The organism is Lactobacillus juensis (assembly GCF_036246285.1).
GTDB lineage: Bacteria > Bacillota > Bacilli > Lactobacillales > Lactobacillaceae > Lactobacillus > Lactobacillus juensis.
The window spans coordinates 241,956-264,881 of the sequence record NZ_BTTS01000001.1 but is presented as its reverse complement, the minus strand read 5'-3'; the positions used below and the strand labels follow the sequence as shown (position 1 = coordinate 264,881).

Annotated in this window: 17 protein-coding genes; 2 read left to right on the top strand and 15 right to left on the bottom strand. The window is 37.0% G+C overall.

The genetic code is table 11. The features are described from left to right. Positions 1–19: 19 nt before the first annotated feature. The 9 genes from AAA926_RS01285 to AAA926_RS01245 form a co-directional block, all read right to left on the bottom strand. Positions 20–814 carry an alpha/beta fold hydrolase gene (locus AAA926_RS01285; protein ID WP_338206450.1) on the bottom strand — a complete coding sequence of 265 codons (795 nt, stop codon included), beginning with the start codon at positions 812–814 and terminating at the stop codon, positions 20–22. Further along, positions 815–2,281, bottom strand: a complete 1,467-nt coding sequence (locus AAA926_RS01280; protein WP_265892565.1) for a DASS family sodium-coupled anion symporter — start codon at positions 2,279–2,281, stop codon at positions 815–817. 5 nt (positions 2,282–2,286) lie between these two features. After that, positions 2,287–2,997, bottom strand: a complete 711-nt coding sequence (locus AAA926_RS01275) for an RraA family protein (protein ID WP_265892564.1) — start codon at positions 2,995–2,997, stop codon at positions 2,287–2,289. 20 nt (positions 2,998–3,017) lie between these two features. Then, a complete protein-coding gene (locus tag AAA926_RS01270; protein ID WP_338206449.1) occupies positions 3,018–3,947 on the bottom strand; it encodes an L-lactate dehydrogenase in 930 nt (309 codons plus the stop codon). Positions 3,948–4,127: 180 nt separating this feature from the next. Further along, positions 4,128–5,525, bottom strand: a complete 1,398-nt coding sequence (locus AAA926_RS01265; protein WP_338206448.1) for a flavocytochrome c — start codon at positions 5,523–5,525, stop codon at positions 4,128–4,130. A 28-nt stretch (positions 5,526–5,553) separates the two neighbouring features. Next, the gene (locus AAA926_RS01260) at positions 5,554–6,957 is read right to left on the bottom strand and encodes a class II fumarate hydratase (RefSeq protein WP_338206447.1); all 1,404 of its coding nucleotides are present in this window, start codon (positions 6,955–6,957) and stop codon (positions 5,554–5,556) included. A 183-nt stretch (positions 6,958–7,140) separates the two neighbouring features. Further along, positions 7,141–9,174, bottom strand: coding sequence for a copper-translocating P-type ATPase (locus AAA926_RS01255; RefSeq protein ID WP_338211920.1), 2,034 nt, complete (start codon positions 9,172–9,174; stop codon positions 7,141–7,143). A 120-nt stretch (positions 9,175–9,294) separates the two neighbouring features. After that, the gene (gene brnQ / locus AAA926_RS01250; protein WP_338206446.1) at positions 9,295–10,671 is read right to left on the bottom strand and encodes a branched-chain amino acid transport system II carrier protein; all 1,377 of its coding nucleotides are present in this window, start codon (positions 10,669–10,671) and stop codon (positions 9,295–9,297) included. Between the two features lie 371 nt (positions 10,672–11,042). Next, complete coding sequence (locus AAA926_RS01245; RefSeq protein WP_338206445.1) at positions 11,043–11,939, bottom strand: LysR family transcriptional regulator; 897 nt, start codon at positions 11,937–11,939, stop codon at positions 11,043–11,045. Positions 11,940–12,072: 133 nt separating this feature from the next. On the opposite strand from AAA926_RS01245, the gene AAA926_RS01240 reads away from it, so the two are divergent. Beyond that, a complete protein-coding gene (locus AAA926_RS01240) occupies positions 12,073–13,887 on the top strand; it encodes an FAD-dependent oxidoreductase (RefSeq protein ID WP_338211698.1) in 1,815 nt (604 codons plus the stop codon). A gap of 216 nt (positions 13,888–14,103) precedes the next feature. Here AAA926_RS01240 and AAA926_RS01235 read toward each other — a convergent pair whose 3' ends face one another. The 5 genes from AAA926_RS01235 to AAA926_RS01215 form a co-directional block, all read right to left on the bottom strand. Further along, the gene (locus AAA926_RS01235) at positions 14,104–14,739 is read right to left on the bottom strand and encodes a copper homeostasis protein CutC (protein WP_338206443.1); all 636 of its coding nucleotides are present in this window, start codon (positions 14,737–14,739) and stop codon (positions 14,104–14,106) included. A gap of 14 nt (positions 14,740–14,753) precedes the next feature. Then, positions 14,754–15,719 carry a glycosylasparaginase gene (locus tag AAA926_RS01230; protein ID WP_338206442.1) on the bottom strand — a complete coding sequence of 322 codons (966 nt, stop codon included), beginning with the start codon at positions 15,717–15,719 and terminating at the stop codon, positions 14,754–14,756. 126 nt (positions 15,720–15,845) lie between these two features. Further along, positions 15,846–17,261, bottom strand: coding sequence for a DASS family sodium-coupled anion symporter (locus AAA926_RS01225; protein ID WP_338206441.1), 1,416 nt, complete (start codon positions 17,259–17,261; stop codon positions 15,846–15,848). A 4-nt stretch (positions 17,262–17,265) separates the two neighbouring features. Next, a complete protein-coding gene (locus tag AAA926_RS01220; protein WP_338206440.1) occupies positions 17,266–19,101 on the bottom strand; it encodes an FAD-binding protein in 1,836 nt (611 codons plus the stop codon). A 12-nt stretch (positions 19,102–19,113) separates the two neighbouring features. Next, complete coding sequence (locus AAA926_RS01215) at positions 19,114–20,898, bottom strand: FAD-binding protein (RefSeq protein WP_338211919.1); 1,785 nt, start codon at positions 20,896–20,898, stop codon at positions 19,114–19,116. Positions 20,899–21,104: 206 nt separating this feature from the next. Between AAA926_RS01215 and AAA926_RS01210 the strand changes: the two genes are divergently transcribed. Next, on the top strand, positions 21,105–21,998 hold the full coding sequence (locus AAA926_RS01210) for a LysR family transcriptional regulator (RefSeq protein WP_265892552.1): 894 nt from the start codon (positions 21,105–21,107) through the stop codon (positions 21,996–21,998). 49 nt (positions 21,999–22,047) lie between these two features. Here the strand turns inward: AAA926_RS01210 and AAA926_RS01205 are convergent, their stop codons facing one another. Then, complete coding sequence (locus AAA926_RS01205; RefSeq protein ID WP_265892551.1) at positions 22,048–22,767, bottom strand: MIP/aquaporin family protein; 720 nt, start codon at positions 22,765–22,767, stop codon at positions 22,048–22,050. Positions 22,768–22,926: the final 159 nt, after the last annotated feature.

Sequence of the window (22,926 nt, the reverse complement as noted above, 5' to 3'; positions counted from 1 at the left end):
GTTTCATTCTCACTTTGAGTTAAATCTTTTTTAAGAAATTCGTAACTTCTTTATACATGCTAGGAGGCTGTTCAGCCTGAATTAAGTGTCCACAATTTTTAATAACTTTTGCGCTAATTATTGCATTTAACTTTTCCATGGCAAAGGCGAAGTGATAGTCAAAAAAGGGAGAATTCTGTCCTGCTAAAACCAGCATTGGGATTTTTAAATCAATTAAAACATCTCTCCAATCTTGCATTGCATGTTCTATACGGCAAAGATAATTCTCTTCAGCAAAATAAGGAAATTTTTCAGACTCTGCTTTTGCTTTTTTAAACATCTCATCATTAATATGAGCATAAATGCCATTGCCAAAATCCGCCTTTAAATAATCCGGGTAATTCTGCCAAGTTAAATCTTTAAAACCGTACTCCCAAGAGCTATCTCTGATCATCTTGGGAGGTTGATCCAAATCGATAATTGCCTGTAGCCTATCATAGCCAAACAATGAAACATAAGCCCAAATATTTGCTGCGCCCATTGAATTGCCAATAGTAATAATATCTTTCAAGTTTAACTTGGTAATCAGTTCCTCTAAATCAGCCGCATGACGACTGATACGCTGTCCTTTAAATGTTCTTTGTGAACGTCCCTGATTACGCGGATCTATTACAATAAAACGATAATCAGCTGCGAAAAGTTTAGCAACTTCTTCCCATAATATTGCTGTGCTTCCTATACCGGGAATTGCCAATATAGGTTGTCCGCTTCTTTCAGTATCATAATATACTAATCGTATACCATCATTAGTGATAAAACTCTTCTCATTAAGCATTTACCAGATTCCGATAACTTTCATCCATAAAGTTCCAATTACACCAAAAATCAGTAAATAGATAATTCCTAAAATAAAGTTGTATTTCCACCATTCACCTTGTTTAATGTAACCTGTAGTAGCTAAAATTGAAGCTGGCCCATTGGCATAGTGGGTGGTTGAGGCATTGATGGCTCCTGTAAATGCAAGCAGCATTGCAGAAAGCCCTAAGGGAGCACCGGTTGCAACTGCTACTGATAAGAATGGTAAATATAAAGCGGTCATATGAGCAGTACCACTAGCAAAGAAGTAATGAGTATAAAACATTAATATTACCAAAACCGCTAATACTATTTGCCAGCTGATGCCGTGAAGACTCGTTTGAATAGTCTTTGAAAACCAGTCAATGAAACCAAATGAAATAAGTTTACTTGCCATAAAAACCAAAATTGAGAGCCAAATTAAGATATTCCAGGCTCCAGTCTGGTTTAAAGCGTCTTTCATAGTTAAAACACCAGTTAGCAGCAACAAACCGACTGCTAGAAAGGCAACAAAAGTTGAATCTAACTGAGGTATATTGAAAACTCCTGATAAGACCCATAGAATAATGGCTAGTAGAAATACCATTGACATAATCTTTTCAGGTTTAGTAACTGGCCCCATTTCCTTAAGATGATCAGTAGCCCATTTTTCAGCATTAGGTGTTTCTTTTATTTCCGGTGGAAAAATTTTATAAATTACAAGGGGAATAACAATAGTTGCAACGAGAACAGGAACTACAGCAGCTGAGAACCAACTAATCCAAGTCATGTTATAACTTTTCTGCTCTGCCATTTGTGAAGCAACCATATTAGGCGCTGCACCAGTAATAAAGAGAGCTGTTGAAAGAACATTAGCATGAAAAGCCATAAAGCTGAGATAGGCACCGATTTTCTTTCGCGAAGGATCGTTAGGGTATGAATCATAATCTTTAGATATTGATTCAGTTACAGGCCAAACGACTCCTCCAGTTCTAGCACTGTTTGAGGGAATCAAAGCCCCTAATACTAATTCCAAACCTGTAATGGCATAACCGATACCAATGGACTTCTTGCCAAAACGTTTAATCATCCAATAAGCAATACGGTTACCTAACCCAGTTTTACTAATACCATAGGCCATGATGAAAGCCATAGCAATTAACCATGAAGCTGAGTTGCTAAAGGCACTAAGAATTCCAGTAGTCACTTTACCCGTTTTAGGATCAACAATATCTTTAACTGGGGCTAATCCAACTAAAACTGTTGTTATAAGTCCAATTAAAGTAGTACCGCCAATTGGTAAAGGCTTAGTGATACAGCCAACAATAGTAGCTACGAAAATCGCAAACATTTCCCAGGCTGGAGCAGATAAACCGGCAGGACGCAAAGGCGTGATGCACCAAAGGATAATACCAACTGCTAAGGGTAATATAAACCCCCTGTAATTAACTTTCTCAAGTGTTTTCATTATAATTACCTGTAATTTTCCGGACGATAGACATCGTCGATAATCTCATAATTTTTATTTTTCAGTTCTTCATCTAGCCAATTAATATTTCCCGAGCCATCATGAAAACTTGCCGCCTTTGCGTCATCTTTTTTATGAAAATCTTGGACCACTGGAAGCAATTCTCCTGCTTCTTCTAAAGCAATTTTAATAACTCCATCGGCATCACCCAAAATTACGTCGCCCGGATTAACACTTACGTTCCCGCAAGAAATTGGCACATTTATTTCTCCCGGGCCCTCTTTATAAGGTCCGTCGGGCGTTGTGCTAACTGCATAAATAGGCAAATCCCAATTTCGCAAACTATCTATGTCGCGTATAGGTCCATCAACTACGACTCCAGCAACATGTCTTTGATCGCGCAGCCAAGTCATCATTACTTCGCCAATAACTGCCCTGGTATTATCATTTTCATTATCAATGACAACGATGTCGCCTTCATGACAATATTTTAAAGCTGCATAAATTGTTAGATTATCACCTGGACGATTATGAACCGTAAAAGCGGGACCACACATTTCCTCGTGAGGATTAGACATAAGCTTAATTCTTGGTGCCATTGCACCGGTTCTGTTCATACAATCAGCCACATTTGATGAGGGCAATTTTTTGTATGCAGCAATAACTTCTTTTTGCGGAAGGTTTCTTTTTAAAAAAATCCTTTTTCCAACCTGCATTCGTTATGCCTTCTTTTTGGTTAATCTAAAGTAATATTATCTAAGACTTCCTGCATTTTGGAAGCAGAGTTCAGCATCTTAGTTTTTTCAGCTTCAGAAAGCTTAGTCTCAAGCACCTGACTAATTCCAACACCATTTATTACAGTAGGTGTTCCTAGATAAAGCTCATTTTTAATTCCATATTCACCTTTAATTGGTGCTGATAAAGGCAAGGCAATTGATTGATTAGTTAATATAGCAGTAACTATCTGGGTCAACATCATCGCAATGCCATAAAATGTAGCACCTTTATTTTCAATTATTTTTCCTCCCTTTTTACGAATACCTGATTCTACTTGATCCAGCACAGAGTTGTCAATACCGTCAAAATCTTTAAGTGGCTTGCCACTAACTGTTGACTCATCAAAGTTTTCAAAAGAAGTATCACCATGTTCTCCTAAAACCATTGAATTTACTTCAGCAACAGGAACATGTAGTCTTCTGGCTAAGTCAACCTTTAAACGTGCTGAATCAAGGGAAGTACCCGTGCCAATAACCTTATTTTTAGGGAAGCCAGATAATTTCTGAGTCAGCGTTGTTAAAATATCAACTGGATTAGCAGAGACAACAAAAATGCCAGAAAACCCAGATTCAACTACAGGTTGAATAATGCTCTTTAAAATATTAACGTTTTTATTAACCAGATCCAGACGGCTTTCTCCCGGCTTGCGGGGAACACCAGCTGTAATCACAACAACATCAGCATCTTTTGCATCAGAGTATTCTCCGGAATGAATATCACATTCTCCGGTAAAAGGCAGTATATCCTCTAAGTCCATTGAATCACCCAGTGGACGTTTTTTTACCACATCGCAAATAACCAGCTCGTCAACTCTGGTATGTTGTAATAAATCATTGGCAAAAGTTGAACCTACTGCTCCATCACCAACTAGTAAAACCTTTTTATTCATAACGTCATTTCCTTTCAATTTTTAAAAATGTAATCCTTTACATTTATAATTATAAAATTTATTATAGTATTTTTCAATATTTAAAATAAATAATTTAAATTTTAATTTTTTAAAAATATAAAATTACTTTAATTTTTAAAATTATAAAAAATGCTTAGAAATTCTAAGCATTTCAAATATTTATTTATATTGTCTAGTAAACTCTGCCATTTGTATCCCGGCCTGCCTTCCAAATACCACTGTTTCAGCAATTGAGTTTCCTCCGATTCTATTATTGCCATGCAATCCTCCTGAAACTTCACCCGCGGCATAGAGTCCTGAAATAATATTTCCGTCTGAATCCAAAACTTCAGTTTTTGGAGTTATATGAATTCCACCCATAGTATAATGAATAGCTGGATTAATATGAATAGCAAAAAAAGGACCTTGCTTGATAGTGCGATCCATCCCAGTAGTACGCTGAAATTCACTATCATTTTTGCTTTTCACAGCCTCATTCCATTTTGCGATTGTTTCCTTAAGGTTATCACTATTCACACCGATGTTTTCCGCCAACTTCTCAATAGAAGAACCTTGGCTAACTAATCCTACGTGATCATAAAATTCAACAGCAGTAAAATTATTACGAATTGTTTGGTCAAACAGGAGGTATGCGCCATCTTCGTCTAAACCAGTGATGGCATCCGATACAATTTTTCGGGTATTAAGCTCATTGACAAATCTCTGACCAGATTTGTTAACTAAAATTGCACCTTCGCCACGTAAACCTTCACCTATTAAATAGACGTGATCAGTATCTGTTTGAGCAGTAGGGTGAACCTGAATAAATTCCATTTGCTCTAATTGAGCGTCTATTTTAGCAGCTAACATTAAACCATCACCTGTAGCTCCGGGTTGATTAGTTGTTTTGTAATTCGCAAGGTCTGGACGGTATTTTTGTATTAAATCTTTTGAAGAGCCAAAGCCACCAGAGGCAAGTAAAACTGCTGTAGCTTGAACCTTTTTAATTCCTGAATCAGTTTCAACTTCAATTCCTACAACTTTTTTCTTCTTATCTTGTAATAAACTAATTACACGAGAATTATTAAAAATAGGAATATTTTTTTCTTGAATTTGCTTCAAAGCCCCTGTAACTAAATAACTGCCAACCGGTGCCATTGAGGCAGGCCGGTGAGCCCTCTTTTTACTCATACCACCTGTTATTGTTAGATTTGTAAGCTCAATCCCATGGTTCATTAGCCAGTCAATTGCTACTGCAGAGTGGTCAACAAAATATCTTAAGAGGTCACGGTCATTTAATTTGCCTCCTCCCTTTAAGGTTTCCTGATAAAAATCTTCTTTATTATCTATAATTCCTTCATTAAGTTGAACCAAACTCTCAGAAGCATTCATGCCCGATGAAGCCCTGTTAGTATTTCCACCAAGATCAGCATTTTTTTCAAAAACTGCGACATTCAAGCCTAGTTCTTTTGCTTGAATTGCGGCCGTTAAACCGGCGCCACCGGCTCCAACGATTACTGCATCATAACGGTCTTTAATTTCTGCACTGCCGTTAGGCCTAAAAACAAATTTTCCCATTTAATTTCTCCTCTAAAATGTTAAAAAATTATTTTTCAGGATTAGTTTGTGATATATTGGTCATCGCCATATAATCCATCCATTTATCATATTCTTCTTTGGTTAATTTACCACTTTTAAGCGCTGCTTCCTTAAGAGTGGTTCCTTCCTTATCTGCAGTTTGAGCAATTTTCGCAGCTGCATGATAACCTATATGAGGCGATAATGCCGTAACTGTCATTAATGAGCTTTCAAGCAGATCATCCATCTTCTCTGCATTAACTGTTAAGCCAGCAATCATTTTATCAGCAAACCCCGTAATAGTACCAGTTAAAATATCACAAGAATCAAGAAAAGCTGTAATCATTACTGTTTTATAGACATTCATTTCAAAATTGCCTTGTGAACACGCAAAAGTAATAGTAGTATCATTACCAAAAACTTTTGCGGCTGCCATGGTTACAGCTTCAGCTTGCGTGGGGTTGACTTTACCAGGCATAATTGAAGACCCGGGTTCATTAGCTGGTATATTAAGCTCATGATAGCCAGCTCTTGGGCCAGAAGCCAAAAACCTGATGTCTTGAGCAATTTTAAACATATCAGCAGCTAAAGTTTTTAAAGCACCATGAACAACGTCTAAACCAGAATGATGAGCTAGGCCCCAGAACTTATTGGTATTAACTTTAAAATCATGTCCATATACTTGAGACAATTTACTGGCAATTTTGGCAGTCATTCCAGGCGCAGCATTAAGTCCTGTACCAACAGCTGTCCCTCCTATTGCCAGTTCATACAATGTTGGCTTGAGTTCTTGAATATAATTCAAGTCGTGCTTTAACGCGGAAATATAGCCCGAAATTTCTTGACCAAAAGTAATAGGCGTAGCATCTTGCAAGTGAGTACGGCCTACCTTGACAGTTTTCCAATATTTATTTTGTTTAATTTTAAGTTCTTCAATAAGATGTTGTACAGCCGGTTCAAGTTTATCCAGTGCTTCAACAGCTACAATATTCATAGCAGTAGGATAAGTATCATTTGAAGATTGTCCCCGATTGACATCATCATTTGGTAAAATGTTTAAATCTGGATGAAGTCTATTAGCTAAATTAGCAACGACTTCATTAACGTTCATATTACTTTGGGTTCCCGATCCTGTTTGCAAGACATGAAGCGGAAAATCTTTACGAAGCTCGCTATCATTCAATTTTAGCAACTGGTCAATAGCTTCTTCAATTGCCGCACCTTTATCAGCTGTTTCATCCCCCACTTCGACATTTGATTCAGCTGCAGCTTTCTTCAAATGCAAAAATGCTCGGATAATTGCAAGAGGCATTAATTCGCCACTAGGAAAATTATTGCGACTGCGTTCAGTTTGGGGTCCCCATAAAGCTTCTTTGGGTATTTTTACTGGGCCAATGGTATCACTTTCAACACGGTATTCTTTTTTGCTCATGTTCAGTCTCCTTATTTAATGCTGACATTTCTCTGACAATAACTTTTATATTACTCTTTCATTCATAATACAGTTTTTCCAGACTTTTTTCAATATTTTTAAATAAAAGGGCTACCATTTTAAAAATTTAAACTTTATTAAAAAATATAAAAAGCACTCCTTATGAGTGCTCAAGCAAAAGTATTATATTTTTAAAGTTTCTGCATTAATAGCAACTATTATAGTAGAAAATGACATTAGAATTGCTCCAACTGCAGGTGAAAGCAAAATTCCCACAGGAGCCAGAATACCGGCAGCTAGAGGTAAAGCCACAATATTGTAGCCAGCTCCCCACCAGAGATTTTGGACTGTTTTTCTTTGGGTGTGCTGGGCCAATTTTAAAAAACTAATGATATCTAAAGGTTCACTATTAACCAAAATGACATCCGCAGAGTCCACCGCCACATCTGTTCCAGCTCCAATGGCAACTCCAATGTCGGCTTTGGCCAAACTAGGTGCATCATTAATGCCATCGCCGACCATCATCACCTTATTACCTTGATTTTGCAAAGTAGCTACGATTTTTTGCTTATCTGCTGGCATCAGACCAGAATGCACTTCTGTAATACCTAACTTCTGGGCAATGTTTTGCGCTACCTTTTCGTTATCACCAGTCAACATTACCGGTGTAATGTTGAGAGCCTTAATCTGTTTAATTAACGATGCTGCATTCTTTTTAATTTCATCACCAACGGCAACATAGCCCAAAAGCTCATTGTCTTTAATCAAGTAACTTGAAGTATAATTTAAGGAATCAACCTGAGGAAAGTTTTTAACTATTTCTCTGGCAGTTTTTTCATTTACTAATTGATATTCTTGTCCATTTATTGTTCCTGAAACGCCCTTTCCGGCCAATGTTTTACTGTCGGATAAAGCATATAATTCAATCTTCTTTTCCTTAGTAAATTGTAAAATGCTTTGTGCAATCGGATGATTGGAATCCTGTTCTAATGATGCAATTAGTTTAATAACTTCATCCGCATTGTAGGATTTACTTAAAGTATTATACTTGCGCACCTGAAACTTACCTTGCGTCAAAGTTCCGGTCTTATCTAAGAGCAAATAATTGATTTTAGAACTAATGCTAATAACATTACGATTTCTAATTAGTAAGCCATTTTGGGCACCAATTGATGTGCTTTTAGCATTTACTAATGGAATAGCTAAACCCAGAGCATGGGGACAAGCTATTACCAACACTGTCACCATTCTTTCGAGACCACCAGCTATACCACGTAAACTTGTCCAAACGAGTAAAGCAATAATACCAAAAATTAGCGCTGCATAAAATAACCAGCTGGAAACCCGATCTGCCAAATTTTGTAGTTTAGACTTATTCATCTGGGATGACTGAACTAGTTTATTAACACTGGCTAAAAAGCCTGAATTAGCAGAATTAGTAACCTTAACTGTTAGCGTTCCAGAGCCGTTAATTGAACCCCCAATAACCTTATCGTCTTTTTGCCGCGTTACTTCACGCGATTCACCAGTAACCAAAGATTCATTAACCTGACTGGAACCATTTAGAATGACACCATCAAGAGGAATACTTTCTCCTGCTTTGACTAGAATTACTGCATCTTTTTGAACATCGTTTATTGCCATGTCCATTGTTTGACCATTATGTTGTACGTGAACCTTATCGGGTAAAAGTTTGGCTAAGTCATGCACTGAACTATTGGCATTCATTACCGAATTCATTTCAATCAGATGACCTAGTAACATAATTAAAATTAAAGTAGCTAATTCCCAGAAGAAATCCATGACATGAACTTTGCTGTTTAATAAATCATTTTTAATAAAAGCATATAGACTGTAAATATATGCTGTAGTAATGCCTAAAGAAATCAGTGTCATCATTTCAGGCTTTTTAGCCTTAATTTCATAATAAGCACCAGATAAAAATGGTTGTCCACCATAAAAATAGAGAATTGTAGCAAAAAGTGCAACTACCCATTCTGAACCGGAAAAAGAAAATTGGAATGGTAAATGTACACCCATTGCTGGTGATAAAAATATGATTGGCAAGGATAAAACGACTGATACCCAAAATTTTTTCTTCAGGTTTCTCATATGCATCATATGTCCGCCATGCATCATCATATCCTGACCACCCATATTCATTGACGATGTGTTATCCATTGAGTGATTCATATTTTCATTATGGTTCATGTTCATATTATTCAAATTACTCAGTCCCATCTATTTATAATACTCAAGATTGCTCTTTTCTTTAATCTACTTTTATAAATAGAGGTTGTCAAAAAATTTAACTGAAATAGCTAGAATATATTGATATTAGCTTTTGCTCTTTGCTTTTTTCATAAAATGAATAATCAAACCGATAACTAAGCCGATAACCGCAGGAATAACCCAATCCATGCCGATATCAGCAAAAGGCAAAAATTTTAGTTGGAATGCTTTTAACTGTAGAGCCCAAGATTGGTGACTAATTATAGGTGGAAAAGAAGCTATCATATCTAATATCGCAGGTACAATTGTAAAAAGTATCCCACAAAAATAAACGATTGCGTCACGGTCGAACAAAGAACCAGAAATTGACAAAATAATCAAAACCATGGCAATTGGATATAAAAACATGAGCATTGGCGTTGACCAGGAAATAATTGTATCTAAGCCAAAATTAGCGGTGATAAAGGAAACAATAGTCATGATAGTCAACCAGCCATGATAACTTATTTTGTTAAAACTACGATGAAAGTCCTGAGCAAAAGCAGCTATTAGACCAACTGCAGTTGTTAAACAAGTAAGAGTAACTAGTGTGGCAAGTAAAGCATGACCAAAATCGCCCAAATAATAGGTAACAATTTGGTTGAAAACTGTGCCACCCTCTTGCGAAATTTTAAAATGATTTAGTGTTGTTGCTCCTAGCCAGATTAAACCAATATAAATAATTCCAATTGCACCCGTTGCCAAGACCCCAGCTCTTGCAGTAACCTTTGCATTACTTTTAGCTGAAGTTTTTCCTAGTTGCCTGACAGCTGAAACAATAGTATATCCAAAGGCCAATCCTGCTAGAGCATCCATTGTGTTATAGCCCTCTAAAAAACCGTTAAAAAAGGAAGCACTCTGATAAGCCGCAGTAACAGTTTGATCTTTAGCAGCACCCATCGGTGAGATAGCAGCTAATAAAAACACAGAAAACAATAATAATAAAAATAAAGGATTCAAAATTCGTCCAATACTATCCAAAATTGTCGACTGCTCGTAAGAAATAATAAAAGCTAAGATAAAAAATATTGCTGAAAAAATCAGTAATGCAGGTTTAGCGACAGCTTTAGGCAGCACTGGCTGCAAGCCAACCGAAAAGGAAATGCTTGCTGTTCTTGGTGTCGCAAACAAGGGCCCTAAGGTTAAGTGAATTAGTACCATAAAAAAAAGGGCAAATTTATTTCCTAGTGGAGTGCCGATATCATAAACGCCTTTGGCATGGCTGGCACTTATTGCTAAAACAGCAAGCAAAGGTAAGAGAACGGCAGTTACTAAAAAGCCAAATGTAGCCATTCCCCAGTTTGCCCCGGATAATTGCCCCAAATGAATTGGAAAAATTAAGTTACCAGCACCAAAAAACAATCCAAATAACAATGATGCAACTATTAAATACTGTTTCCATGATAATGGTTTAGTATTAAGATCTTGTTCATTTTCTTTCATTTTAGTTCCTCCTAAATGAAATAAAGCATAAATTAAAATTGATAAAAAACTCTGGTCATTATTAAGGGAATAAAAAAGCACCCTTGAAATAAATCAAGGGTGCTTTGGCACGGTACCACCTAAATTACTGCTTTGGTTACTTAAAATAACTGCAGTCGCTTCACGTACGGCAAATATGCGATACGCTAACACGATAATGGGTGTCACCAATTATAGCTACTTCATTCACTACATAGCTCAAAGTTACTTTCAACTTGCCATCACGGTCCATTCACAGCTACAGGACTCTCTTTGACGCTACCTGCAAGTTTACTTATCTTTTCATCGCTTTATCAATATTAATAACATTTTAATCAATGTCTTATTTCATGTCAACAAAAATCTGAAAAGTTTTGAGTGAGCCAATTGGCAAAACGTTTAGCACTTATTGGTTCACCATAATTTAGCATAGCAATTCCATAATTGGGCTTAATAGCATATTTTAAAGGAACACTAACAATTGTTTCATCATGATAAGCATTGACAAAATCTGCCCAAATGCCAATTCCCAGCCCTGCTTTGACCATCAAATAAGCACTTAAAATATTATTGGCATATGCAATATTAACATTTTCATTCATGGCAATAATATATTTCTGTAAAGCATTTTGTGACGGTGGACACCACTTACTATCAGAAAAAACTAACCTAAAATTGCTTAATCCTGAAATTTTAAAGCAGTTCTGTTTATCAAAAACAGGCTTATAAAAGTTAACACAATACTGCCCCGTAACTAGATTTATATACTTAACGTTTTCCATTTTGGCTATGATATCCGGCATCGTAAATATAATGTCACAATCACCATTAATTAGTCTGTCTTTTAATTCATTGTGTGCGTAATTTTCTAAAAAAATAGATAAGGCATTTTCTTTATGAGTTCTTTCATAATATTTAATTATCTTTGGTAATATTGAAATTTCATATGGCGTTCCGCTATAACCGATAGTTAAATTATTTCTTTTTTTAGCTGCAGCTGATTTTGCCTTTTGTACCGACTTATCATAAACGCTTAATAGCGGTTTTATAGAATAGTAAAACTCTTTGCCACTCTCTGTTAAATCCACTTGCTTTCTGCTTCTTTTAAATAATAAAAAGTCAAGCTCTTTTTCCATTGATGAAATTATTTGTGATACTGCTGATTGTGAAAGGTTCATTTCAATGGCCGTTCGAGAAAAATTTAAAGTCTCCGCTAAATTTACGAATACTTCTAAGTGTTCAAGATTCATTTTTTATTCTCTTTCTTTAATAAGTGAAACTGATAATCAATCATATTTTAGATTATTTGTAAACAAATGAACAATGTTATATTTAATTTTGTAGATAGTAGCTTAAATAGATTATTGAAAGGGGTTATTTAAAGTGAAAAATCTAACATCAGGTACTTATCAAGTTGTTGCTCATGAATATGAAAATGAGCAAATGCCAATAAAGGTAGAAATAAGTAATAACAAAATTAGTAAAATTAAGACTCAAAAAGCAATGATTCCAGGAAGTTTGGAAGAAACAGTATTTACAAAAATTCCTAAGGAAATTATAAATGAGCAGAGCTTATCAGTTGATGCTATCTCAGGAGCGACACATTCAGTTAACGGTTTACTAGATGCAGTCGAAAAGGTAATTGAGCAGGCTGGAGGAAATCCCCAAGATTTTAAAACTGAAGCTGATCAAAAAGTTGTACCACTAGAGGTAAACACAAAAAAGCGTTTAGATAATAGCTATTCATTTTGGCGAAAAAAGCCAAATCATATTATTAAAGAATATAGTACGGACTTTTTAATTGTCGGTGCCGGCATATCTGGATTAGCTGCTGCAGTTCAAGCTCGCCAACTCAAAATGGATACAATTGTTATTGACAAAAATGGTTTTGTAGCTGGAAACGGTGGCGGCGTTGAAGGTATTTTTGGAATTAATACCAAAATGCAACAAGCAGCGGGCATACACGCTGAAAAAGAAGACATAATTGCCAAAGAAGCTGAACTGGGACAATATAGAGCTGATGGTTCGTTTTGGGTTGATTTAATCAATAATTCTGCTGCTAATATCGATTGGCTGGTTAATCTGGGAGTGCAATTGACAAAGGTTGACGATTATCATGGTACTTGCATGTTTCCTACTTTTCATTGGTTTAAAGGTGGTTTTGCATCTGTTGGATACGTACCTTATATGAAAAAGAAGGCCGATGAGCTTAATGTAAAATTTCTGCTGGAAACATCAGCTACGAGCATTATTGAAGAAAACGGGTCTATTAAAGGAGTATATGCCAAAACACCAAATGGATATATAAAAATCAATGCAAAGGCAACCCTATTGGCTACTGGAGGTGTTGGTCATAACCCTGATCTTTTGGAACAACAGGGTTGGTCAACAAAGAATATTCATTACTGTTCAATGCCTAGCAACACTGGTGATGGTTACCAAATGGCTATGTCAGTCGGTGCAAAAGACATGCTAAAAGAATCACCAGAATTCATGATGAACTATATTCAAGCTTTCCCACATGAAGGAGTTCATTTGTATCTAGATCCAATAAACGGATTTATGTCTTTGCCATCAGGAGGACCGGTAATTTTTGTCAATCAAGATGGTAGACGTTTTGTAAATGAAAATGTTAAAAAATATAATTTGCTTTATCAAAGAATGGCAATTAAAGCTACCAAAGTATCATATGAAATATTTACACAAGAAATTTTTGACAAACTAACCCAGAATGTTGCAAAAGCCGATGAAATTTTAGCTAAAGCACTAAAAGAAAACGAAGGTAATTCATTATTTAAAGCAAATTCAACAGCAGAATTAGCTGAAAAAGTAAATCTTCCTTCAGATGTATTAGTAAAAACAGTGAATGATTATAATTCGTTTTGTGACAATGGTAAAGACCTAGAGTTTAATAAAGATCAAGATATGCTTATTTCGATGAAAGAAGGCCCGTATTATATTGCTCGATTAGATCCTTCCAACTTGATTGGTCTAGGAGGCATTGGTTCTAACAGAAAATTCGAAGTCATAAACAATGATTTTGAAAAAATTCCCGGTTTATATGCTTCTGGTATGGATTCAACCATGCAGTATAGAGATGTTTACACAATAACTCTAGGTGGTTCAGCCTGTGCACACAACGTCAATTCAGGACGCCAAGCAGCTAAAAACGCAGAGAAATATATCCAAAATCTTTAAAAATATCTACAGAATAAGTCTGGAAAAAAAGTATTTCCAGACCAAAAAAGGCGTTGAATTCAACGCCTTTTTTCGTATACATTTTGTCTTAGCCCTGATATTATTTATTAACCAAACTCAAATAGATCGGAGACCAATTTAAATGCGCCAAAATTATACCACAGGTCAGAGTGCTTTAGTATACTCTATTAAACTTTATTATTTCTCAGGGCCAATCTAGACAATTTTTGACCCATGAAGTTGATTAACATGCAATGCTTCAGCTATTTCATCCCTATTTTTAGTCGTAATACCGCCACCTGGTAAAATTTCTATCTTTCCGTTTGACCAGTCAAGGATCTGCTTAAGGTGAGTAATTGTGGCTTCAATGGGAAATTTCAAATCTCCCCCATGTGTCAAAATCCTTGCTACTTTTTGCTCAATTAGCCAGTTTAGTTCATCTCTTTGTCTTGTTTCAGATATTTGGTCAAAAGCCATATGCATCACCACAGTAAGATTTAAGGAATGAGCTAAAACAATTAATTGTTCCATTTGAGCTCGATTTAACTGATTCTGATCAGTTAAACAGCCAAAAGCGACTCCTCGAGCGCCTAATTTAGCAGCAACAGCCATATCATCAGCCATAATCGCAATTTCATCTTCATTATAAATAAAATTGCCGCCTCTAGGTCTAATCATCACAATTACTGGAATTTTTACCCTGTTAGCATAAATTATTGACCTTTTTATGACACCAAATGTTGGTGTAGTTCCACCTAATGAAAGGTCGTTGTTCAATTCTATCCTGTCAGCACCATTTTCAATAACATGCGGAATATTAGTAAAATTCTCTACACATACTTCTTTAAGCATCAAAAAACCATCTCTTAAAATTTTTCACCGACTGGAGCATTGATTTCTTTTTGATAATTATCCAGCCATGTTTGCGATATAGGCTCAATTTGGGTTTTATTGTTTTTACCAGGATTAGCCATTAAAATCTTTGCATCCTGGTCATTACAGGCAACGCAAAATGGAAATTCAACATTGGTTGCTACTCCCCATTCACCTTTGTTATTTAAGGCGATTAAAGAAATTTCTCCTACCTGACCATAGCGGTGTTTTAAATCATGGCAAAAAGGATAAAGCGCAGCATCACAAGCTTGCTGTGGAGACATACCTTCTGACATTTTTCGCACTATTTCATATGAAAGGCACCCTTTCATTATATCTTCACCTAAACCAGTGGCTGCAGCTGCACCAATATTGCTATCTGCATAAAAACCTGACCCTGACAAAGGCGAATCACCAATGCGACCCTCTTTTTTCATAAATAAACCTGAAGTTGAAGTGGCTGCAGCCATTGAATTATTTTGATCAAGTGTTATTGCCCCAACAGTATCATGACCATCATAAGGGTGCAGTCCAGGCTGAGCCTGCTCTTTGACTTTTTCTTGCCAAATTGCCTTTGCTCTTTCTGTCAGCATATTGGTCATTTCAAAACCATTTTTCATCGCAAACTTTGTAGCTCCTTCTCCTACTAAAAAGCTGTTAGTCTTATTTAAACTTAACTTTCTAGCTACTGAAACAGCGTGTTTGACATTTTCAATTGCTGCTACTGAACCTTGAGCCAAGGTATCTCCATTCATAAAAGCCGCGTCCATTTGGACGACACCATTCTCATTCGGCAAACCGCCATAACCTACAGATTTATACAAGGGATATGATTCTACTTCCATAATCAAATTTTCAACAGCATCACCAGCATTTGCGCCTTTTTTAAGCATATTACCTGCTTTTACCAGCCCATCATATGACATACTCCAAGTAGATATTGCAGCCCAATTTTTCATTATGATCTTCCTTTTTATTCAGTATAGTAATAATAGTAAACTAGAGTCGTGAAACTAACAACTACCTAACGCTAAAAATTTAGAGAATAACAAAAAGGCCTTGAGTCAAGATCAAAGCCCTTTTGATTACCACATGCCGATAACTTTAGTCCAAACCAGACCGCCGCCTAACCAGATAATGTTAAGTACAACACCAATTATGGCGCTTAGTTTCCACCAATCTTTATTAGAAACGTAGCCTGTTGAAGAAAGCAAAGCGGCAGGACCTGCCGAATAGCTTGAAGTTGACAAGTATAAAGAACCGTCTAAAGCTAGCATTAACGCTGCCATCATAGGTGGCACTCCGGCACCGATCGCAATTGAGAGAAATCCTGCATATAGAGCAGAAATTTGTGTAGAAACACTTGGGAATAAATAATGGAGGTAAAAGTAAACCAAGAATAAGATTACCAGTACTAAAACCCAGTTCATACCATGAAGTGCACTACCTAAAGTCTTTGAGAACCAAGGGAAAAAGCCCAAAGTCATTAATTTTTGAGACATCAACATGATAATTGAAAGCCAAGTTAAGATGTTCCAAGCAAAACTCTGACCTAAAATATCCTTAACATTGATGACGCCAAATACCAATAGTAATGCAACTGCAATAAAGCTGACTAAAGTAGCGTCAATGCCAAACTTAGAACCTATTAGCCATAATGCAACTGACAGGACAAAAACCACACCCATAATTTTTTCTGCAGCTGTCATTTTGCCTAATTCTTGTAATTTTTTGTCTGCCCAAGCATGAGCATTAGGTGTTTCTTTGATCTTAGGCGGGTAAATTTTATATAGAATAAAAGGTACTAATATTAAGGAAATTATGCCCGGTACGATTGCAGCTACAAACCATTGCATCCAGGAAATAGTAACGTTTTGGGTCTTTGCTATTCCTAATGCCACCATGTTACCGGCTAAACCAGTTAGAAACATTGTGGATGTAACGATGTTGACTTCGTATTCCGTAAAGACCAAGAATGAACCCATGTCACGCTCAGTTCCCTTTTTAGGATCTGAACCCATTTCTCTTGATAAATTATCAATAATTGGGTACATAATACCGTTGACACGAGCGTTGTTACTTGGGATACCGATTGCCAAAACAGTTTCCACTAACGATAAGGCATAAGCCAAACCTAAAGTTCTCTTGCCAAAAGTTTTGACAAAGAAGTAGGCAATTCTTTTACCAAGACCTGATTTAATAAAGCCGGCCGCCATAAACATACACATAGCGACCATCCATGCCGTGGAATTACCAAAACCGGCAGTGACTTCTTCCATCTTAAAAATACCGGTTAATGTAGCAATCACTACCGCTATTATAGTAGTTGCCATCATTGGTAATGGTTTAGTTACACAGGCAATTATAGTTGCAATAAATATGGCGAAAAGATGCCAAGCTTGAACGTTAATTGCCGCTGGTTTTAATGGAGTTAACAGCCATAAGCCAATGCCAATAGCTAGTGGCAAAACCCACTTTTTCCATTGTATTTTATCTAACATTTCTTTATTCTCCTTTAGAGCTATTTTGTGCTTTCTTAATCGCCGCATTCACGGCTTCCTTTAAAGCATTAGTTGTGGTAGAAGCTCCTGAAACTGCATCAACATCCGTAGAATTATTGCTTACCATTTCTTGGGGTATACGGTCAATGGCTACAGCTCCAATTCCTTCCGTTTCATGATTTTCCAGTACTTCGATTTTTTTGATTTTATTATCAAAATAAGTAACACGAACCAAAATCCTGCCGCCAATACCTGCTTCAGAAGATCCTAGAAACTGATTTTGTCCCAGCTCAATTTGATCGTCCTTTTCTCCATCCAAAAGATCATTAATTCGCGGCAATTTCTCCGTTAAATTAATCGAATACTCAATTGGCTCTAACTTGGCAGCATTTTCTCCAGCAATTTTGCCAAAAATCAAACATTCAGCTAAGTTGCCACCGCCCTGATAACGATTGACGCACATTCCGCCAAGCTCACCAGCTGTGTAGAGACGTTTGATTGGTTGATTGTTGACATCAAGTACACGGGCAAACTCATCATGTTCTGGTCCACCCTGGGTATTAAGCACTGCAGGAGCCAATTTAACTGCATGGACGTCATCTTTTAAATCGAAACTAGTCATTGACTCAGGTGCACGACCAAATTCCAGATCCTTGCCGTTAGTGGCAAACTCGTTAAATTGCAAAACAGTATTTTCCAGATTTGCGGCTGGTACATTCATCTTTTGGGCTAATTCAGTCAGTGAACCTGCACTAACAACCTTGTCAAAGAACTTACCGTACTTGAGCTTTCCTTGCTTTTGTTCTAAGACAAACTTTTGATATTGCTGATTATCAAAGACTAGCCATGCATTGTCGTAAGCGTGAGGCAATAAATAGTCCCCGTGTTCAGCTATATGACCATGTCTGAATTTAGCGTCTTCGCGCATAAAGCGGGTGCCGTCATCTGCCACCGCAAAAATTGCACCTGATTTGACATTTTGCCAACCGCTAACCTGCCGACCACGCTCATTTTCACCTTCAGCAATTACATAGCTGGGAACGATGCCTAATGACTCATAATTGCTCATGTGCCACATTTTTGCTCCCACTTCTGCAGTCATTTTAATCCCGTCACCCTTATTATAGAGAGTGCCCAGCGGGGTTAATTTAGTGACGTGCAGGTAATCCTGCTGCATCTGTTTATTATTTTCAAAGCCACCTGTAGCAACAATTACTCCTTTGCGAGCATGAATATAATATTGTTTCTTATTACGATTAATACTTACTCCAGCTATTTCACCAGTTGCCTCGTCCTGCAATAAATGCTCTGCTTTAGAATTAAGCCAGACATCAATGTTGGCAGCATTTTTGACGACTTGAGCACGAATTACTTTCCATAGTTCAGCATCAAAGTCTTGGTTATGAACCAGGGCAAAATCAAAGGTTTCAGAGCCGCGATATTCAGGATACTCACATAAATTCTTTTTCTTTGCTAAATGGTCACCCGGTTGATTATCACGTGACCAGATAAAAGGATCAATACCAAAATACTTTTTAAAATATTGCGGCATATTAACAAAGCCATCAAGATAAGCAGCCATTGTTTTCTGATCAAAATTAAATGGCGCTGCCAGCTGCTCATAATATTCAGCAATCTTCTTTCTATCATGTGCCATAGCAACATGCTGTGCTGAATAACGAGTGTTACCACCCTCATGACCATAAGGAGCAGCGTCAACTAATAAGACTTGAGCACCATTTTCTGCAGCAAAACGAGCTGCCGTGCCTCCGGCTCCACCGAAACCTAAAACGACTACATCATACACACCATTCCACTTAGTTTTTTCGTTGATTTTCATTTTTGCACTTCTTTACTGCTTTTCAGCGTTCTCAATTGCTTGGTTGACCGCTTCTTTAAAAGCAGCACTAGTTGTACTTGCGCCACTGACCGCATCAACCTCTGTAGTTTGCTTTTCAATCATTTCATTAGTTAGAACGGGAATTGCTTTGCCTCCCAAATAAGGAGTTTCCTTTTCTTGCAGTGTTTCAATTTGAGAAATCTTATCACCTGACATCGTGACGCGTACTACAATTGGAACATCATTAATGCCATTTTCACTAATTCCGATTCCCTGATTGGGTCCAGCTTCAAAATCAGTTGAAGAAGCATGAGCGTCAGATTTTAGATCAGGGTTTTCTGAAGCACCTGTAACTACATCAACTTCAGCAATTTTTCTTTTTGGCCATGCAGCATTTTCTCCCGCAATTTTGCCAGAAATTAACAAATCAGCAATACTGTTTGCACCAACATATTTGGTAGCAAAAATATCTCCTAATTCACCGGCTTCATATAAATGAGGAATAATATTATTCTCCATGTCCAAAACTTCGCAATTTTCATTACGACGAGCGCCACCATGCGTGTGCAGAATGTTGTGGCGAATTGGGATAGCATAATATGGGCCTGCTCCAAAGGCACGCATTGTTTCAATTTTGCGATTTAAAAACATATCGCGCTTTTTTTCATTAACTAAAAAGTTAAAATCACTGACAGCTTCAGCCAATTTTGGTGCGGCAATCTTGTCAGCTAATTCGGCAATAGTTTCAGCTTTTATGGCATAGGTGATCAGGCTCTTAATTTGTTCAGCCTTATCTGAATCGTCATGAGCTAGTTGCTCAAATTGCCTTTGATCCATGATGATATGTGGATGATTTTGATTAGGCTGCATAATCCAGTTGCCGTGGTTATATTTGTATCCATGACGGTCCTCTTCGTCTTCACGGTAATACCGTGTGCCGTCATCGCCAGCAACGAAAATACTGCCATTAAACAAGCTTTTCCAGTTGATCATATAGGCAAATTTTTCTCTTGGCTGCCCTTCTCTTAAAGAAAAACCATGTGAATCATAGTTGGACATATGCCACAGTCTAGCGCCAGCTTCAACTGCTAAATCAATTCCTTTACCTTGATTATATAAAGTACCAATTGGAGCTAAAGAACCTTGACCTAAAAATGTTTGAACCATATCTTGGTTATTTTCAAAGCCACCACATGATAGAACTACACCATTTCTGGCAGCTACATTTCTATTTATACCTTGATGTTTAATTTGCACACCCAAAATGGTTTTAGTGTTGGAGTCCTGAATTAAATGTTGTGCAGGACTTTCAAACCAAACATTGATTTTATCTAAACGCTCGTAAACTTTTTTACGTAATAATTTCCAGAATCCGCCATTATACATACCAGCAGTCATGCTTTGTGAGCGCATAGTTTCTGCATGCTTGTATTCCGGATATTCTCCTTGAGGTCTTCTGCCGGTGTATTGTGCTTCAATGCCAAAATATTTTTGAGAGTACTCCTTCATCTTCAAAACATTATTGACAAAAGCGTCTAAATCTTTTGGATCATACTTAAAGGGATAATAAGTTTGCTTGTAATATTCACGGAGATCATCAAAATTATCGCTCCAAGCAAAAGCACCACCAGCATACCTGGTATTGCCACCTTCATGACCTTCGGGAGCTGAGTCAATTAGGAGAACGTGCGCATTGTTATCTGCTGCAAATCTTGCTGCACCAGCGCCAGCTCCACCGAATCCGACTACAATTACGTCGTAAACGGCGTCCCATTTGAGAGTTGAATCGTAGATCAAATTTTTCACCATCACTTTCTTATAAACTTTTCTTAACGTAAATATATCTTGACCAACTTTTTAAGTCTAATTAAATTTTTTAAAGGAAATAGTACAGTTTCATAATACAAAGTGCTATTGCAGCAACTTGTTATTGTACATTAAAGTTAAATTTAATATAATTTAATCAGATATATTTATAAATTTTATTTATTTAGGAAGTACTCATGAATGAAAAAGACTTATTATATTTTTGTAAATTAGTCGAAACTGGTAACTATACGACCACAGCCGCATTCTTTGACGTTACTCAACCCACAATTTCCATGGCAGTAAAGCGGTTGGCAGATAAGTTCGATGATCCACTAATATTGCAAAAAAATCGCAAAAGTAAAATAACTTTGACCGATGCCGGCGACTTGCTTTATAAAAGAGCGAAAATACTTTTGCAGGACATCGCAAGCATCAATTATGATGTGATGCATGCCAGTGACAAGAAAATTCGGCTTGCCTTTTCTGGAGAAGCTGGTAGCCTTTACATTGCTGATATTATTCAAAAATTTTATCAAGCAAATATTGCCAATCTAATTGATTCGAGAATTGAAAGATCGGCTAACGCGTTTTCCGACTTAACTAACGGTACCGTCGATGTAGCAATATATTCGTGGATGGTTCCTATCAATGACCCTGAATATTTTATTCATAACTTGCAAAGAACTGAACTAGTCATTATTACCAGTACGAGCGACAAGTGGCGGGATGTCCATCAAATTAGTGCTTCCGACTTGCGCAACCGCAAGTTTGTCGCTCGCAAAAGAGGCTATTTAACTAGAGAATGTTTGGAGCAGGAAGCGAAATTGGGGGATTTTACGCCACAGATTTCATACACTGCTACTACAATGAGAATGATGATTGAATTAGTTAAACGCAATGTAGGTATTGCTCTTGCTATGGAAAGCAGCTTAAAAGAGGTTTCTGATATTCATGTCATTCGGTTAAAACCGGGTCAAAAACTGTGGGCATACATGCAGATTGCAATGAGAAAAAGCTTTATACCTAATAAGTATCAGCGCAAAGGGATTGAGATACTGCGACATTTTAAACCAGATGACTATCAATAATTCTGGGCAAACAAAAAGACTTACGTCCTTTTAACGTAAGCCTTTTTAACTAAGCAATCACATTGAATAATAATGCTGCAATTACTCCACCTAAAAGTGGCCCAAAGACTGGCACCCAACTATAAGCCCAATCTGAACCGCCTTTATTGGCAATTGGCATAAATTGGTGAGCAAGTCTTGGTCCTAAATCACGAGCTGGATTAATAGCGATACCAGTTGGTCCTCCCAAGGACAAACAAATCGCTGTGATCAAAAATCCTGCCAGTAATGGATTGAGACCCGCTGCCAATTTAGTATTAGTTAGTCCGAGCAAGCCGAAAACCAAAACAAATGTAGCAATCATTTCTGTAAAGAAATTCCACGTATAGTTTCTAATTGCTGGTGTAGTTGCAAAAGAACCTAGAATGCCTTCTTGATCAGTTGTTTCTTCCCAGTGAGGAAAATAAGTTAACCAAACTAAGATACCGCCGATAAAGCCACCGGCAGTCTGTGCCAGCATATATGGCAAAACTGAAGACCAAGGCAATTTATTTGCAATAGCCATTCCTAATGAAACCGCTGGATTAAAGTGTCCCGGACAAAGCCAACTAACACAAAATACACCGAAAGTTACAGCGAAACCCCAACCAAAAGAAATAACGATCCAGCCGCTGCCTTTTGCTTTTGACTTGTTCAAATTGACACCAGCACAAACGCCATCTCCAAGCAATACTAAGATGATAGTTCCGATGAACTCTCCCACTAATTGCATTGATAAGCTATTATTCATTTTTTAAAATCTCCTACTTCGATTATTAGGTTAAATAAACCTAAAATAATGTTTAGTAGCAAATTACTCCCAAACAAAATATATTATAAAATCTTGCTTGTGTAAACCCTTTCTTTAAATAAAATGGTGAATGCAATCCTTTTTTGATAATTGTTATTT

Coding starts and splice junctions, on each gene's coding strand:
- AAA926_RS01285 (WP_338206450.1), bottom strand. CDS start 814: ATGCTTAATGAGAAGAGTTTTATCACTAATGATGGTATACGATTAGTA.
- AAA926_RS01280 (WP_265892565.1), bottom strand. CDS start 2,281: ATGAAAACACTTGAGAAAGTTAATTACAGGGGGTTTATATTACCCTTA.
- AAA926_RS01275 (WP_265892564.1), bottom strand. CDS start 2,997: ATGCAGGTTGGAAAAAGGATTTTTTTAAAAAGAAACCTTCCGCAAAAA.
- AAA926_RS01270 (WP_338206449.1), bottom strand. CDS start 3,947: ATGAATAAAAAGGTTTTACTAGTTGGTGATGGAGCAGTAGGTTCAACT.
- AAA926_RS01265 (WP_338206448.1), bottom strand. CDS start 5,525: ATGGGAAAATTTGTTTTTAGGCCTAACGGCAGTGCAGAAATTAAAGAC.
- AAA926_RS01260 (WP_338206447.1), bottom strand. CDS start 6,957: ATGAGCAAAAAAGAATACCGTGTTGAAAGTGATACCATTGGCCCAGTA.
- AAA926_RS01255 (WP_338211920.1), bottom strand. CDS start 9,174: ATGAACATGAACCATAATGAAAATATGAATCACTCAATGGATAACACA.
- brnQ (WP_338206446.1), bottom strand. CDS start 10,671: ATGAAAGAAAATGAACAAGATCTTAATACTAAACCATTATCATGGAAA.
- AAA926_RS01245 (WP_338206445.1), bottom strand. CDS start 11,939: ATGAATCTTGAACACTTAGAAGTATTCGTAAATTTAGCGGAGACTTTA.
- AAA926_RS01235 (WP_338206443.1), bottom strand. CDS start 14,739: ATGCTTAAAGAAGTATGTGTAGAGAATTTTACTAATATTCCGCATGTT.
- AAA926_RS01230 (WP_338206442.1), bottom strand. CDS start 15,719: ATGAAAAATTGGGCTGCAATATCTACTTGGAGTATGTCATATGATGGG.
- AAA926_RS01225 (WP_338206441.1), bottom strand. CDS start 17,261: ATGTTAGATAAAATACAATGGAAAAAGTGGGTTTTGCCACTAGCTATT.
- AAA926_RS01220 (WP_338206440.1), bottom strand. CDS start 19,101: ATGAAAATCAACGAAAAAACTAAGTGGAATGGTGTGTATGATGTAGTC.
- AAA926_RS01210 (WP_265892552.1), top strand. CDS start 21,105: ATGAATGAAAAAGACTTATTATATTTTTGTAAATTAGTCGAAACTGGT.
- AAA926_RS01205 (WP_265892551.1), bottom strand. CDS start 22,767: ATGAATAATAGCTTATCAATGCAATTAGTGGGAGAGTTCATCGGAACT.